Annotated in this window: 17 protein-coding genes; 4 read left to right on the forward strand and 13 right to left on the reverse strand. The window is 59.1% G+C overall.

Going from position 1 to position 15,066, the window contains the following annotated elements; translation table 11 throughout:
* Positions 1 to 282: 282 nt before the first annotated feature.
* From infB to pip, 7 genes are all read right to left on the reverse strand, one after another.
* The gene (gene infB, locus ACR0NW_RS13545) at positions 283 to 2,760 is read right to left on the reverse strand and encodes a translation initiation factor IF-2 (RefSeq protein WP_480450696.1); all 2,478 of its coding nucleotides are present in this window, start codon (positions 2,758 to 2,760) and stop codon (positions 283 to 285) included.
* Positions 2,761 to 2,768: 8 nt separating this feature from the next.
* Complete coding sequence (locus tag ACR0NW_RS13550) at positions 2,769 to 3,392, reverse strand: RNA-binding protein (protein ID WP_480450697.1); 624 nt, start codon at positions 3,390 to 3,392, stop codon at positions 2,769 to 2,771.
* 22 nt (positions 3,393 to 3,414) lie between these two features.
* A complete protein-coding gene (gene nusA, locus ACR0NW_RS13555) occupies positions 3,415 to 5,034 on the reverse strand; it encodes a transcription termination factor NusA (RefSeq protein WP_170653857.1) in 1,620 nt (539 codons plus the stop codon).
* Entirely contained in the window at positions 5,034 to 5,624 is a 591-nt protein-coding gene (gene rimP / locus ACR0NW_RS13560) for a ribosome maturation factor RimP (protein ID WP_170653855.1), read from the reverse strand. The genes nusA and rimP overlap by 1 nt, the downstream gene beginning before the upstream one ends.
* A gap of 169 nt (positions 5,625 to 5,793) precedes the next feature.
* A complete protein-coding gene (locus tag ACR0NW_RS13565) occupies positions 5,794 to 6,420 on the reverse strand; it encodes a CDGSH iron-sulfur domain-containing protein (RefSeq protein ID WP_480450699.1) in 627 nt (208 codons plus the stop codon).
* A gap of 63 nt (positions 6,421 to 6,483) precedes the next feature.
* Positions 6,484 to 7,305: an ABC transporter substrate-binding protein gene (locus tag ACR0NW_RS13570; RefSeq protein ID WP_480450701.1), complete on the reverse strand. Its 822-nt coding sequence runs from the start codon at positions 7,303 to 7,305 to the stop codon at positions 6,484 to 6,486.
* Complete coding sequence (pip, locus tag ACR0NW_RS13575; RefSeq protein ID WP_480450703.1) at positions 7,302 to 8,279, reverse strand: prolyl aminopeptidase; 978 nt, start codon at positions 8,277 to 8,279, stop codon at positions 7,302 to 7,304. The genes ACR0NW_RS13570 and pip overlap by 4 nt, the downstream gene beginning before the upstream one ends.
* Positions 8,280 to 8,327: 48 nt before the next feature.
* On the opposite strand from pip, the gene ubiG reads away from it, so the two are divergent.
* A complete protein-coding gene (ubiG, locus tag ACR0NW_RS13580) occupies positions 8,328 to 9,074 on the forward strand; it encodes a bifunctional 2-polyprenyl-6-hydroxyphenol methylase/3-demethylubiquinol 3-O-methyltransferase UbiG (RefSeq protein WP_480450704.1) in 747 nt (248 codons plus the stop codon).
* Between the two features lie 14 nt (positions 9,075 to 9,088).
* On the opposite strand, the gene ACR0NW_RS13585 is transcribed toward ubiG, so the two are convergent.
* From ACR0NW_RS13585 to ACR0NW_RS13600, 4 genes are read right to left on the reverse strand one after another with little or no spacing between them, the layout of a single operon-like run.
* The gene (locus ACR0NW_RS13585; protein ID WP_170653845.1) at positions 9,089 to 9,529 is read right to left on the reverse strand and encodes a MarR family transcriptional regulator; all 441 of its coding nucleotides are present in this window, start codon (positions 9,527 to 9,529) and stop codon (positions 9,089 to 9,091) included.
* A gap of 14 nt (positions 9,530 to 9,543) precedes the next feature.
* A complete protein-coding gene (locus ACR0NW_RS13590) occupies positions 9,544 to 10,374 on the reverse strand; it encodes a carbon-nitrogen hydrolase family protein (RefSeq protein ID WP_480450706.1) in 831 nt (276 codons plus the stop codon).
* On the reverse strand, positions 10,374 to 10,631 hold the full coding sequence (gene grxC / locus ACR0NW_RS13595; protein ID WP_480450707.1) for a glutaredoxin 3: 258 nt from the start codon (positions 10,629 to 10,631) through the stop codon (positions 10,374 to 10,376). Before grxC ends, ACR0NW_RS13590 begins: the two co-directional genes overlap by 1 nt.
* A gap of 38 nt (positions 10,632 to 10,669) precedes the next feature.
* Positions 10,670 to 11,416, reverse strand: a complete 747-nt coding sequence (locus tag ACR0NW_RS13600) for a double zinc ribbon domain-containing protein (protein ID WP_480450709.1) — start codon at positions 11,414 to 11,416, stop codon at positions 10,670 to 10,672.
* Between ACR0NW_RS13600 and ACR0NW_RS13605 the strand changes: the two genes are divergently transcribed.
* The gene (locus ACR0NW_RS13605; protein ID WP_480450711.1) at positions 11,415 to 12,245 is read left to right on the forward strand and encodes a class I SAM-dependent methyltransferase; all 831 of its coding nucleotides are present in this window, start codon (positions 11,415 to 11,417) and stop codon (positions 12,243 to 12,245) included. The genes ACR0NW_RS13600 and ACR0NW_RS13605 overlap by 2 nt on opposite strands.
* A 55-nt stretch (positions 12,246 to 12,300) precedes the next feature.
* Entirely contained in the window at positions 12,301 to 13,350 is a 1,050-nt protein-coding gene (hemH, locus tag ACR0NW_RS13610) for a ferrochelatase (RefSeq protein WP_480450712.1), read from the forward strand.
* A gap of 74 nt (positions 13,351 to 13,424) precedes the next feature.
* Here hemH and ACR0NW_RS13615 read toward each other — a convergent pair whose 3' ends face one another.
* Together ACR0NW_RS13615 and ACR0NW_RS13620 are read right to left on the reverse strand one after the other, a co-directional pair.
* Positions 13,425 to 13,607: a hypothetical protein gene (locus tag ACR0NW_RS13615; protein WP_170653835.1), complete on the reverse strand. Its 183-nt coding sequence runs from the start codon at positions 13,605 to 13,607 to the stop codon at positions 13,425 to 13,427.
* A gap of 139 nt (positions 13,608 to 13,746) precedes the next feature.
* A complete protein-coding gene (locus ACR0NW_RS13620; RefSeq protein ID WP_480450714.1) occupies positions 13,747 to 14,346 on the reverse strand; it encodes a L,D-transpeptidase in 600 nt (199 codons plus the stop codon).
* A gap of 169 nt (positions 14,347 to 14,515) precedes the next feature.
* On the opposite strand from ACR0NW_RS13620, the gene dalA reads away from it, so the two are divergent.
* The gene (gene dalA / locus ACR0NW_RS13625) at positions 14,516 to 15,034 is read left to right on the forward strand and encodes a divisome-associated lipoprotein DalA (RefSeq protein WP_170653831.1); all 519 of its coding nucleotides are present in this window, start codon (positions 14,516 to 14,518) and stop codon (positions 15,032 to 15,034) included.
* The last annotated feature ends 32 nt before the right edge of the window (positions 15,035 to 15,066 follow it).

Consider the following 15,066-nt stretch of genomic DNA (forward strand, 5'->3'; position numbering starts at 1 on the left):
TTTATGCAAACTCCCGAAAGAGGAGTGATGCACTGAAGAATCTCGACACCTATCGTGTGTCATCGATTCTGATGGACTTTGTTCAGAATTCTCCGGACGATTGACTTGGGTTTCTCATGCCAATGGACCGGTATGTTCTGCACTTTTCTGAGCAAACCGCTTAACCAGCGGTTACACCCCCACTCACGAACAAGTAGGGGATGAATTTTCATCCCCCTTTTTCTTACAAAAACAGCGGCCACAAAGGGCCGCTGTTTTTTATTTTCGCCAATTATCCGCAGATCAGTCCAGCGTACGCGTGACTTCCTCGCGCTCGAAGATTTCGATCACGTCGCCTGCGCGGATGTCGTCGTAGTTCTCGAACGCCATACCGCATTCCTGACCCGACTGAACTTCGGTCACTTCGTCCTTGAAGCGTTTCAGCGTCTTCAGCGTACCTTCGTGGATCACCACGTTGTCGCGCAGCAGGCGGACGCCAGCCGAACGACGGGCAACACCCTCGGTCACCAGACAGCCGGCCACCTTGCCGACACCAGTGACCTTGAAGACTTCGCGAATTTCGGCATAGCCGATGAATTTCTCGCGAATCTCGGCACTGAGCAGGCCTGAGGCAGCGGCTTTCACGTCGTCCACGAGGTCATAGATCACCGAGTAATAGCGGATCTCAACACCCTTCTGGTTCGCGGTGTTCCGCGCCGATGCGTTGGCACGAACATTGAAGCCAAAGATCGGTGCGCCCGAGGCCTCGGCCAGGCCGACATCTGTCTCGGTGATTGCGCCAACGCCCGAATGCAGCACGCGTACGCGCACTTCGTCATTGCCGATTTTCTCCATCGCCTGAACGATCGCTTCGGCAGAACCCTGAACGTCGGCTTTCATCAGAATCGGCAGCTCGGTGACGTTTTCGTCTTCCTTGGCCTTCTGCATCAGTTGCTCAAGAGTTGTCGCAGCACCGGCAGCGGCACGTTTGTCCTTGGCCGCCTGTTCGCGGTAGGCCGCGATCTCACGCGCCTGCGCTTCGGTCTCGGTAACGTTCAGAACGTCACCCGCCTCAGGCGTGCCGTTGAGACCCAGAACCTCGACCGGAACCGAAGGACCGGCCTCCTTGACGCGTTCGCCCTTGTCGTTGATCAGCGCACGGACCTTACCGTACTGCTCACCCACAACAAAGATATCGCCCTGATGCAGCGTGCCGTTCTGTACCAGAACGGTCGCCACGGGACCGCGGCCCACATCCAGCTGGGCCTCGATCACGGCACCTTGGGCGGCGCGGTTCGGGTTGGCTTTCAATTCCAGAATTTCGGCCTGCAGCGCGATGGCTTCCAGCAACTCGTCCAGACCCTGACCGGTGACAGCGGACACTTCGACGTCCTGAACCTCACCCGACATTTTCTCGACGATCACTTCGTGCTGCAGCAGATCGGTGCGTACCTTGTCCGGATTCGCATCAGGCTTGTCGATCTTGTTGATCGCCACGATCATCGGGACCTCAGCCGCCTTGGCGTGGTTGATCGCCTCAATCGTCTGCGGCATCACCGCGTCATCGGCGGCAACTACCAGAACTACGATATCCGTGACCTGAGCACCGCGCGAACGCATCGATGTAAAGGCCGCGTGACCCGGCGTATCCAGGAAGGTCAGCGTGGTACCGCCATCGGTTTTCACCTGATAGGCACCGATATGCTGGGTGATACCACCGGCCTCACCTGCAACAACCCGCGCATCGCGGATTGCATCCAGCAGCGAGGTTTTGCCGTGGTCAACGTGGCCCATGATGGTGATGACCGGCGGACGCGGCTGCAGATCTTCTTCGCTGTCTTCGACCTCTTTGATGACGTCCTCAACATCCGAATCGGATACGCGCGTCACCTTGTGGCCAAATTCTTCGATGATCAGCTCGGCCGTATCGGCGTCGATAGTCTGGTTCTGCGTGACCATCATGCCCATCTGCATCAACGACTTGACCACATCGGCCACACGTTCGGCCATACGGTTGGCCAGCTCGGACACCATGATTGCCTCGGGCAGCTGAACGTCGCGGATAACCTTTTCCCGCTCGACCGGACCACCCATGGCTTTCTGGCGCGCACGCTCCTGCTTGCGCTTCATCGACGCCATCGAGCGCTGGCGACCGCCTTCGCCACCAGTTGCCTGACCCAGTGTCAGCTTGCCGGAACGACGGTTGTCATCACGACCTTTGCCACGGCCACGCTGTTCGCGTTCACGCTCCTGCTTGCGCGGTGTGGCAGCAGGTGCGGGTTTGCTGGCTGGGGCACGTGCTGCTTTAGGCTCTTCAGGCGCCGGGGCTGCAGCAGCGCGTTTGGCAGCTTCTTCCGCCTCTTTGCGCTTACGCTCTTCCTCTTCGGCCTTCTGGCGCGCACGCTCTTCAGCTTCGCGCTGCTCGCGTTCTTTCGCTTCCTGCTCGGCACGGCGGCGGGCGCGCTCTTCCTCGCGGGCCTTTTCCTCGGCCTCGCGCTGCGCGGCTTCTTCAACCTCACGCGCCTTGGCAGCCTGCAGCGCCTTTAACCGGCGCGCCATTTCGGCATCGGATATCCCGGCGGGACGGCGTGAGGGATCGCCGCCCGGGGCAGATCCGCTGCCACCCGGCTTGGCCGCCCCCGGCTTGGGGACCACCACGCGTTTACGCTTGGTTTCCACCACGACATTCTTGGTCCGTCCGTGGCTGAAACTCTGTTTCACATTCCCGGGGCGTGCCCCGCCACGCAGACCCAATGTCTTTTTGCCGTCACTATCGCTCATAAAGCTTCTTACCCTTTCGAGCGGCCCTTGCCGCCGTCATCCGTTTCGCGCAAGCCACGCAGGCGCTGCGCTTCCTCTACAACACGTTTAGCGAGTCCGCCAGAGGCCAGCGCCGCATGTATCACTGTTTGGCGTCCAAATGCCATGCCCAATTCATCTGCGGTCAGCCAGCCGATGTATTTTCCAAGGTGCGGCGTACTCAGTTTCGACTTGCCGCGCCCTGAACCGTCAACCGCCTGCAGCAGCACCTGGGCTTCTTCCTTGTCGAGCCAGGTCTTGACCTTTTCATAGCCCGCAACCGCGTCGCCCGACTTGCGAGCAAGGCTGATCAGATCGACGACCCGGCGCGAAAGCTGACGTTCGACATCATCCACCAGCCCCTCGGGTGCCGTGATCTGCGTCTTCAGACCCCGGGCAAACAGCTTTTTGCTGATGGCCCGCTGCAAGGCGGTGCGATCAGCAGCCACATAGACGCCACGGCCCGGCAGCTTGGCTGCAACATCAGGATACACCTGACCGTCCGGCCCGGCCACAAAGCGGATTAAACCATATCTAGGCTGAACCTCGCCAGTGGCGATACATTTCCGCTCGGGCCCACCCGATTTGTCCTTTGAGACGCCGCCGCGACCCATCTGCACCACCCGGGGCCTGAGATCAGGCCCCAGCCTCCTCGTCAGATACTTCTTCTTCGACTTCTTCCGCTGCTTCCTCCAGCTCGGTCGGATCAACCCAGCCAAGCAATACGCGGGCCGTCATGACCATATCCTGCGCCTCTTCCAGCGTAACGCCGAAAGGTTCAAGGATGCCGTCGTCCTTTACCCGCTCGCCATCAACAGTGGTCCAGCCGCCGGCGAGCTCCCAGTCGGCACAGGTGGCAAAGTCTTCCAGATTTTTGACGTCATCCTTGGCCAGCGCCTCAACCATCTGGGGAGTGAGCCCCTCGAATTCAATAAGGCTGTCCTCGACGCCCAATGCACGTGCATTGTCCAGTGCCGCCTTGGCCTGCGCCTCAAGGTAATCACGGGCACGGGCCTGCAATTCGGTTGCGGTACCCTCGTCGACGCCGTCGATGACCAGCAGTTCGTCCAGTTCGACATAGGCAACCTCTTCGAGGTTGGTGAAGCCTTCGGAGACCAGAAGCTGCGCAAAGAATTCATCCAGATCCAGGCTTTCCATGAACAGGCCGGTGCGGGCTTCGAATTCTTTCTGACGGCGGGCCGATTCCTCGGCTTCGGTCATGATATCGATGTCCAGATTGGTCAGCTGGCTGGCCAGACGCACGTTCTGGCCGCGACGGCCGATGGCCAGAGACAGCTGCTCTTCGGGAACCACAACCTCGATCTTGCCTGCCTCTTCATCCAGAACCACCTTGGAGACCTCGGCGGGCTGCAACGCGTTCACAAGGAAGGTCGGCTGATCTTCGTTCCACGGGATGATGTCGATCTTTTCGCCCTGCAGCTCGTTCACAACGGCCTGCACACGGCTGCCGCGCATACCAACGCAGGCACCGACAGGGTCGATCGAACCGTCATACGAGATTACGGCGATCTTGGCACGCGATCCGGGATCGCGAGCAACGGCCTTGACCTCGATGATGCCATCATAGATTTCCGGCACTTCCATCTTGAACAGCTCGGCCATGAATTCCGGCGCGGTGCGCGACAGGAAGATCTGCGGGCCACGCACCTCGCGGCGGACATCCTTAATGTAGCAACGTACGCGGTCGTTCGGGCGATAGCTTTCGCGGCCGATCTTTTCGTTGCGGCGCAGAATCGCTTCGCCCGCGCCCACATCGACGATGACGTTGCCATATTCCTCACGCTTGACAACACCGTTGATGATGCTGCCTGCACGGTCCTTGAACTCTTCGTACTGACGGTCACGCTCGGCCTCGCGGACCTTTTGCAGGATCACCTGCTTGGCCGATTGCGCGGCGATGCGGCCCATTTCAACCGGCGGCACCTCCTCAACGAATACATCGCCGACGGCCGGGCTTTCCATGTACTGCTTTGCCTGTTCGACGGTGAATTCGGCCTGATAGTTCTCAAGCTCTTCATCCTCGACCACGGTGCGGACGCGGGTAAAGGTCGCCTTGCCGGTCTTGCGATCGATCGAGACGCGAATGTCCATTTCGGCGCCGTAGCGGCTTTTGGCGGCGCGGGCGAGTGATTCTTCCATCGCCTCGACGACCAGACCGGGGTCGATCATCTTTTCGCGGGCCACGGCCTCGGCGGTTTGCAGCAGCTCCAGCTGGTTTGCAGAGGTGATTGCCATCAGTTCGTCTCCTCTTCGGACCCTTCGGTCTCAATCTCGTCGAATTGCTCTTCGTTCAGGGCACCCGCGTCTTTGCGCTGGCGCAGCATTTCCTTGATCAGATCATCCGTCAGCACCAGCTTGGCATCACTCAGCCAGTCGAATTGCAGACCGATCGTTATTGTTTCATCGCCTTGCGGGATGTTGATCAGAACCTCATCCCCCTCGATACCCGCCAGTTCGCCCTTGAAACGGCGGCGGCCATCGATCAGTTCGTCGGTTTCCAGCCGGGCCTCATACCCTTCGAACATCTCGAAATCCTTGAGGCGGGTCAGGGGCCGGTCGATACCGGGGCTGGACACCTCAAGCGTGTAGGCATCGAGAATCGGGTCTTCGACGTCCAGCGTGGCACTGATCGCATTCGAGATTTCGGCGCAATCGTCCACTTCGATCCCACCATCGGGCTTGTCGGCCATGATCTGCAATGTGGTCTGCTTGCCGCTCATCAGGCGAATGCGGACCAGTTCATACCCCAGATCCTCGATCACGGGCGTAATGATCTCGGCCAGACGCCGGTCTATGGCTGCCTTTGCTATCAGGTCGTTGGTCATACGGCTCACTTACCCTATCAATCGGGTACAAAAAAACGGGCGCGCGGCCCGTCGAACTTTCCCGGTGGTACCCCGGTTCCAAGGACCCGACGCGCCGCTGTTGTCAAGCCATATAGAGACGGATTGACGAGTCTGCAAGCCGAATGTCCGATATTGTTTCCGCGGCCGCCTATTCCTGATCCGACCATCCCTGATCGCGATGCGTTCCGTCACAAAACGGCTTGTTCCCCGATTTGCCGCACCGACACAGGACATATTTGTCCCGACACGCCCCTTCGGCCTTCAGTTCCGTCGGTGGATCGATCCCCAGTACCCAGTATGGGCCATCTTTCTGAATTTCGATCTGCGCGCGGGATGCATAAAGATGCGTGCGCGGCGCGTCCTCGCCCATCGCCAGGGCACCGGACGGACAGGCTGCAACAACCTCTTCCACGTCTTCGATGGTCCCGTTGTCGGGCTGAATCCACGGCTTTTGAGAGGGGTTGAAGATATTCGAGGCCAGACGACCGCATTCCGCCGCATGAGAGCAGAGCAACGGGTTGAAGCTGACCGTCACGTGCTGACCCTTATAGCCGATGATCCTGTCCCGCCCTGCCGGAGTGCCGCCCCGGCTTTGAAAACCGACCTTTTGGTGCGTACCGTCACAGAACGGCTTGTTTTGCGAATGCCCACAGCGGCATAGCGCCGTGACCTGCTTCACTTCGACCTGATTGCCGTCCGCATCGCGCATGGAGTGCAGATGCTTGACGATCAGTGGGCCGTTTTCACGTTCTTCGATGATGGTTGTATCGGACATGCGCACACCCTCCCAATACATGAAAAGGGTAACGGGTATGGCCCGCTTGTCAAATTTTGCGGATCAGGCGCGCCACCATCTTTCGGCGATGCGCCCGTCGTCCAACGGTCCCTGTGCACCTATGTGCCGTGGCATACCGACCGGTGCGGCGACCGCCAGTGCCATATCCGACTGTGACGGGTGAAAGCGGAAGGACCGGCGTTCGCGAAGGGTGTCCGGCAAGGGCAAGGCGGCAATATCGACATATCCGTCCTGCAATGCCTCGGCCCGCACGGCTGCATCGGGAATGACGATGATTTCAAACGTGTCCGCCCAACCAGCCTGACCGTCCTTGTAATGGCCGGGGACACGGCGACCCAGAAAATGCCGGTTATCCTCTGCCCGCTCGACCCGGTAACACCCGGTTCCGTTTGCAGCTTTCAGCGGCGTAACGCTCTGACCGTCGCGGGTAACGACAAACCGGCTGTCGGCCAGATAGAACGGCAAACCGGGATTGGGTTCCATCAGTTCAAGAAGAACGCGCCCCTGCGCCAAGGCTTCGGCCCGCCCGACCCCTTCAAGGGTCGCCAGCACATCATGAACCGTAAGTGGTTCACCATCGTGGAATACGACGTCATCGCGTAGATCAAATGTCCAGGTCCTTGCCCCGGCATCGGTTTGCCAGCCCGTTGCCAATTCGCCACGCAAGGTGCCGTCCGGTGCAATCTCCGTCAATGTATCGAACACAGCGCCGCGCGCGACCCTTTCCAGACTGTCGTCGCGGGGCACCGCCAGTCGCAACACGCCGCCCGATTTCGGAGTATCCGCAAGCGAAGCGCCCGTCGCCGCCAGCAGGGCAGCCGCAGCACCAGAGGCAAAAAGGGCACGGCGGTCGAGACGTGTCATGCCACCCCCTCGGCCACGCGGTCCATAATTCGGACCAGTTCGGCGCTGATTCCGGGTTCTGACAGGGCGTGTCCCGCCTGACGTATCATTTTCAGTTCTGCATTCGGCCAAAGTTCGGCCAGTTTCCATGCGGCAGTGGGCGGGCAGATCATGTCATAGCGGCCCTGAACGATATGTCCGGGAATGTGGGTTATCCGGTCCATCTGCTTTAGAATCTGACCATCCTCGTCCAGAAAACCGCTGTTCGTGAAATAGTGATTCTCCAGCCGAGCAAACGCGCGGGCATATTCGCCGGGACTTTCGCCCATGGCGCCGCTGTTGTGGATCGACGCCAGTGCGTTTTCCCAGTTTGACCAAGCCCGCGCATACAGAACCTCGGTTGCGTGATCACCCGAGAACAGACGCTTGTGATAGGCGCGGATGGTGTCGGACTGTTCGGCCTCGGGCAGCAGAGATGTGAATTTTGCCCAATGTTCAGGCCAGAACTTTCCGGCCCCGCCGCCATAGAACCAGTCCAGTTCGGCCTGCGTCATCAGGAAAACACCGCGAAGCACCAGACGGCTGACATGATCGGGCTGCGCCTGAGCATAGATCAGCGCCAGAGTTGCCCCCCAGCTGCCGCCAAACACAACCCACTCGTCGATTTCCAGAAGTTTGCGAATACGTTCGATGTCATCGACCAGATGCCAGGTCGTGTTGTTCTCGACCGACGCATGGGGGCGTGAACGACCGCAGCCGCGCTGGTCAAACAGAATCACCCGATACGCACGTGGGTCAAAATAACGCCGCATCGCGGGGCTGCATCCACCGCCGGGGCCACCGTGCAACACAACAACCGGAATCCCGTCTGGATTACCACATTGTTCCACGTAGATACGATGCCCATCGCCCACATCGACGATTCGCTGATCGAAAGGGTCGATCGGCGGATACAGATATTGAACTGCGCGCTTTTGGTCCGGGTACTTGTCCATTATGGGCCTATATAGTCCTTAAGCGTAAAAGAGCATACGGAGACAGGAATGCAAGCGCATCCGAACACGGTGGACCCGTCCGAGATCGCAAAATTCGAGGCGATGGCCGCGGAATGGTGGGACCCGCATGGCAAGTTCAAACCGCTGCACATGCTCAACCCGTGTCGGCTGGATTATATCACGCAACAGATCGCGGGCGAATTCGATAGGGATCTGACGTCCTCAAGGCCTTTTGAAGGACTGCGATTGCTGGATATAGGCTGTGGCGGTGGATTGTTGAGCGAACCAATGGCGCGGTTGGGTGCCGAGGTGGTGGGCGCAGATGCCGCAGAGGGCAACCTGCCTGTTGCACGCATTCACGCCGAACAATCCGGGCTGGAGATCGACTACCGCCACACGACCGCAGAAGCGCTGGCCGAAAAAGGCGAGCGATTCGATGTGGTTCTGAACATGGAAGTCGTCGAACATGTCGCGGACCCGCTTGAATATCTGACCGCCACGCAGCAGTTGCTGAAATCCGGTGGGCTGGAGATCTGTTCGACCATCAATCGAAATCCGAAATCCTATGCCATGGCGATTTTTGGGGCCGAAGTGGTGATGCGCTGGCTACCGCGCGGCACGCATGACTGGTCCAAGTTCATCACCCCAGACGAGCTATTCGATCTGCTGCGCCGGGCCGGGATGGACCCCGTGGATCGCAAGGGGTTCGTATTCAATCCGGTGTCCTGGAACTGGTCGATTTCCGACCGGGATCTGAGCGTGAATTACGTCACGGCAAGCGTGAAACCCGGCTGACCGGGTTTTGCGCCTTATTCATCTTCCAGCTGCAGCCGCAAGTCACGCAGAACCGGCAGGGCAGTGCGGACGCGTTCCGGCCCCAGCTCTCCGACCACACGGTTGATGAGCGGCACAATCGCCGAGATCGCCTGTTCCCGCGCCTGTCGCCCGGCCGGGCTGATCGCCACCATCTTGCGGCGGGCATCGTCCCAATCGGGGCGCACGTGGATATACCCGGCCCATTCCAGCTTGGCCAAGGTATTGGTCATCGCCCCGCGCGTGACGTGAAAGGTACTTGCAAGCTGAGCCGGGCTCCGCTCTCCCCCAACAAAGATCAGATGGTTCAGAACTGAAAAGTGCGAAATTTCCATACCTTTGGGCAGCACGCGGCTGAGCCGGTTCCGCAATAACTGATCGGCGGTCAGGATTTCACTGAACAGCGCCGCTGCCAGGGCATTTGTATCGTCTGCCATCTTCCGTGTCTGGGTCAGGGGCCGTCAAAGGGACGGACGTGAGTCAGAGAGGGCACGCGTTGGCGTGCTTCTGCAACAGACTTATCATCCAAATCGAAAAAGTGAATGCCAGGATCGGTCCCTGCGTCGATCAGCACCTCTCCCCACGGGGCGACGACCATGCTGTGACCATGGGTATATCGCGTCTTTCCGCGCGTTTTCGGATGTTCCCCGGTCTGCGCGGGCGCGATCACCCAGCATCCCGTTTCAATAGCCCGCGCACGAAGCAGCGATTGCCAATGCGCTGCCCCCGTCACCGGCGAAAACGCCGCTGGCACGGTCAGAATGCGCGCGCCAGACTGCGCCAACGCCGCATAAAGGTGCGGAAACCGCACATCATAGCAGATGGTCATTCCCACCTTCCCGAACCCGGTTTCCGCAATCACTGCCCGGGCACCGGGGCGATAGTTGGCAGATTCGCGGAACGTTTCCGATTCGGTGACCTGTACGTCGAACATGTGAATCTTGTCGTACCGGGCCACGATCTGCCCCTGCGGGTCAATCATGAAGGACCGGTTGGCAAAGCGGCCGTCCGCGTCGTGGGTTTTGATACCCAGCGACCCGATCAGCAGCCAAACGCCCAGCTTTGCCGCCTGTTCGCGCAGCCCCGACAACGTCTGGTCATCCTCTTCGTGCTGCAAAATCTCGCGCTGCCGCGTAGTGCTGGTCGAGACGCAGTTCGTCACCTCGGGCGTCAGAATGAATCGGGCACCCTGCCCTGCGGCCTCGGCCATCATGGCCTGCACCATGGCCAGATTTTCCAAAGGGTCGTCAGAGGACGTGATCTGCAGCAGGGCGGACTTCATCAGGCTGCCAGAAGCGGATCAAGCTTACCGCTCTGTTCAAGGTCATACAGATCGTCGCATCCGCCCACATGGGTTTCACCGATGAAAATCTGCGGTACCGTTCGACGGCCACCTGCGCGCTGGATCATCTCGGGTTTACGCTTGGGATGCATCAGAACGTCGATTTCACTGAATTCAACGCCTTTCTGTTTCAGCAACCGCTTGGCAGCGTGGCAAAAGCCGCAGAGCGGCGAAGTATAGATTTCAACCGTTTTCATGATCCGTTCCCTTGGAGTTCCGCGTGATCTTGGGGGAATTAGGCATCCTTGGCAACGCGCGCCAGTACCAACACGAAAATATGATTTGCGCCGGCCTCAAGACAGGCCCGCGCGCAAGCAGTCAATGTCGCCCCCGACGTCATGACATCGTCGATCAACAGCACATCGCGCCCGGCAATCAGGCGGCGCCGTCCGGGGTGCGTAACGATAGCATTTGAAAGTGCTGCCGAGCGCTCGGTGGCAGTTTTCCCATCCAGAACCGGCGTGCGGATGCGGCGCCTGAGCAGATCGGGACACACCGGCAGCCCGCATTCCCGGCCAAGATACTGCGCAAGTAGCGCCGATTGATTATAACGTCGACGGACCAGACGCGACCAATGCAACGGAACCGGAGCGATCAGCATGTTGTCGTGGAACATCTCTCTGCCGCTCTGCGCCATCCAACGCGCGGCGGGGCGCGCCAGTTCCGGCCTGTCGCCATGTTTGAGTGACAAGATCAGCTTTCGCGCCTGCCCCTGATACAGCAGGGCGGCGCGGCCATCGCGCCACAACCGCGGAGATGCCATGCAGTCATCGCATTCGGCCCGATATCCATCAACCTCGCCCGGCAGAGGCGTGCCACAGCTTTCGCAGACCACCCCGGCGATAAAGGGTGTCTGGCACCAGCACGGGCCGCAAAGGCCGAAGTCAGTCGTCACCAAGTCACCGCAGGCCAGACAACGCGGGGGATAGACAAGTTCAACGGCGGTTTGAAATCCGCGCCACATGCGATAACTGCGGGTCATGAAAATGCCAGCACCAAATGCACCCTCTCTTTTCGACCGGACCGCCCTTGCGTCGCGCCGCTCCCGCGCCAGCGATAACGCCTTGTTTCTGCATCGCGCCGCTGTGACCGAGGTGCAGGATCGTCTGTCCATGGTTAACAGGTCGTTTACGACACCCGCTGTCGTGACCCCGTTTCCACACCTGTGGCAAGACGTTCTGCCCGGGGCGGTGATCGTTTCGGATGACGATGTGCTTGCGCTGGAACCCGGTCGACATGATCTTGTTGTCCATGCCATGGCACTGCACTGGGCAAACGACCCGGTGGGCCAGTTGATCCAGTGCAATCACGCCCTGTCGCCCGACGGTCTGATGCTGGCGATATGTCTGGGCGGCGAAACGCTGCAAGAAATGCGCGCGGCGCTTGGTCAGGCCGAAGTCGAAGTGACCGGTGGTCTCAGCCCGCGAATCGCCCCAATGGGAGAGCTGAGGGAACTGGGTGCCCTGCTGCAGCGCGCAGGGCTGGCCCTGCCGGTCGCGGACAACGTGGCGCTGAAAGCCGAATACCGGGATATCTGGCACCTGATGCACGATCTGCGCGCCATGGGGGAAACGAACACCCTGACCGGACGCCTAAGACACCCCACGCGACGAGCCGTGTTCGAGCGGGCACAGTCAATTTACGCGCAGAACTTTGCCACGCCCCAAGGCCGCCTGACCGCGACGTTCGACCTGATCTGCCTGACCGGATGGTCGCCGGATGCAAGTCAGCCCAAACCGTTGCGTCCCGGATCGGCCACGGCTCGGCTGGCTGATGCACTGGGTACTGACGAGAACAATCTGTCCGATTGACGCGCGCGCAATTCCCTTTATCTGAGGTCGGAACGAATGAAATCTGGAAGCCTCAATGTTTGACGCCACCCGCCCCGCTCATGCGCCAGCCGATCATCCGAAGGTAAAGATGGGCCGCGTCGGAATTCTTCTGGCCAATCTGGGAACACCCGACGACTATTCCTATTGGCCGATGCGCCGATACCTGAACGAGTTTCTGTCGGACAAACGGGTGATCGACTATCCCGCATGGAAATGGCAGCCAATCCTGCAGGCGATCATCCTGACCAAACGCCCGTTCAGCTCAGGAGCAGCGTACAAATCGATCTGGAATCACGACAAGGGCGAAAGCCCGCTGATGAGCATCACCAAAAGCCAGACCGCGAAATTCCGCCAGATGATAGAGGCCCATTATGGTGACCGGGTGATGGTGGATTTCTGCATGCGCTACGGCAACCCGTCAACCAAATCGAAGGTTCGGGAAATGGTCGCCGCAGGCTGCGAGCGCATCCTGTTTTTCCCGCTTTACCCGCAATATGCCGGGGCAACGTCAGCAACCGCAAACGACCAGTTTTTCCGCGCGCTGATGGAGGAAGCATGGCAACCGGCTGCACGTACGGTTCCGGCCTATTTTGACCAACCCGACTATATCGACGCGTTGGCGCAATCGGTGGAGCGTGCTTATGCAGCGATGGGCTCCAAACCGGATATTCTGGTCTGTTCCTATCACGGCATGCCGGAGCGGTATTTGCAGCAGGGCGATCCGTATCACTGCCAATGCGTCAAGACGACCAGACTGCTGCAGGAGCGGTTGGGCTGGAGCGATGATCAGCTCGTTTCAACGTTCCAGTCCCGATTTGGTCCGGAAGAGTGGCTGAAACCCTATACGGTGGATCACGTGGCCGAACTGGCCAGACAGGGCAAGAAGAACATCGCCGTCATTGCCCCGGCCTTTTCCGCTGACTGCATCGAAACCCTTGAAGAGATCAACGAAGAGATTCGGGAAAGCTTTGAAGAGGCAGGTGGCAATAACTTCACCTACATCCCATGCCTGAACGATGACGATTCGCACATCGCCGCATTGAGCAAGGTCGCCCGGGACAACCTCAGCGGCTGGCTTGACTGATCCACGGCGGCCGCGTGGCATAAAAAAAGGCGGTGGAAAATTCCACCGCCTTTTCTTTGATGACTTGCGTCGTCTTAGCTTGCTGCAACAGCGATGCCGACCAGAACCAGCAGAACCAGCGGCAGAACGATGCCGCTCGAAGTGCCCTGTGTCTCTTCGACGACAACCGGTGCTTCAACAATCGGCTCTTCCAGGTTACCGGCATAAGCGGTCGAAGCAGCAGCAGTCAGAGCAGCAGCGAGAACGAGTTTCTTCATATTAACCTCCAGAATTTGCGCGATTCTACATATTTGAACCGCGCACCCAAGACTTACCTCGTGGTTTTTTCTAATCAGCAATGCGGCTGGATTGCAATTGCAACTTGCGCGCCAAGCGGCTTGGCACCGGAAAATGTCGTCAAATTAGCAACACTTGCGTGCCGACCTTCGTCATTGAGAACAGCTCGGAAATGTGTTCGTTGTACAGCCCGATACAACCGTTCGATGATCGACGCCCGATCTTGCGTGTGTCATGCGTGCCGTGGATACGGTAATATTTCCAGCTCAGATACAAAGCGTGCGTTCCCAGGGGGTTATCCGGCCCCGGCGGGATATGGTCAGGCCATTCCGGGTTTCTTTTCTTCATCGAAGGCGTTGGCGACCAGCTTGGCCCCTCGACCTTGCGGATCACACTTGTACGACCGCGACGCGTCAGTTCCTCGGTCAGCGGAACCGAAGATGGGTAAAGTTTGTAGACCGACTGGTCGTCGGACCAGTAGTGCAGCGCCCGCGATACCGTATCGACCAGTATCGCGCCATTCCGTGTATTCGAAAAATACGGCTGCCAGTCCAGCGCGCGGAAGCCCGATACGTTGCGCCGGACGGCGGGTTCAGGCTCGGGCGCCGGTCGCAAAGGATCGCCGGGAATGTACTGGGCAATCGCGGGTGTTGCCAGTACCGCAGTCGCGCTAGCCAGAAAGCCGCGCCGTGTCGAAGATTGAATGTGTTTCTTGACCATGGATACGGTCCTTTATCACGTTGGCACTTGAAATCTCTCGGCAGTTTATTGCCAGAATGCCTCAGTCGCAAATCAAACCGGCAGAATCATGCAATGTTCCGCCACTGCGCATTTGCTACGGGGCGCATAGCAGGCTATTTCGCTTTGCATCACAATGACAAGGCCGATCATGACGCGTATCTTTTCCATTTTGGCAATTTGCTTGGTCGCACTGGCGGCATGTACCGATTCTTCCAACACATCCGCTCTTGGTTCGGATGGCAGGCCATTGCCCACTGTCTACAAGATTCGCGGCAACCCGGAAAAAATCCAGTTTCGCATGCTCGATTCGGTCAATGCGCTGCGTCAGGCTTCGGGCATTCAGCCGGTGCAGCTGAACGCGCAGTTGAACGCCGCTGCGGCAACCCATTCCAAGGACATGGCGCGGCAAAACAGGCCCTGGCACTTTGGCTCAGACGGGTCTTCGCCTATCGATCGTGCAGCACGTGTTGGATATTTCGGAACATTTCTGGGCGAAGCCATTTCCGAGACCTACGAAACCGAAACCGAAACACTGGCCGCCTGGATGGAAGAACCGGGCCCGCGTTCGGTTATCATGGACCCCAAGGCCACACAGATGGGATTCTCCTGGCATCAGGAAGGCGGCGGCAAGATTTGGTGGACGCTGGAAATGGGTGCTGGCGGATAACCTGAATTACAAAGCCCAAAGAAAAAGCCCCC

The sequence above is a fragment of the Ruegeria sp. CF5 genome (assembly GCF_056537325.1).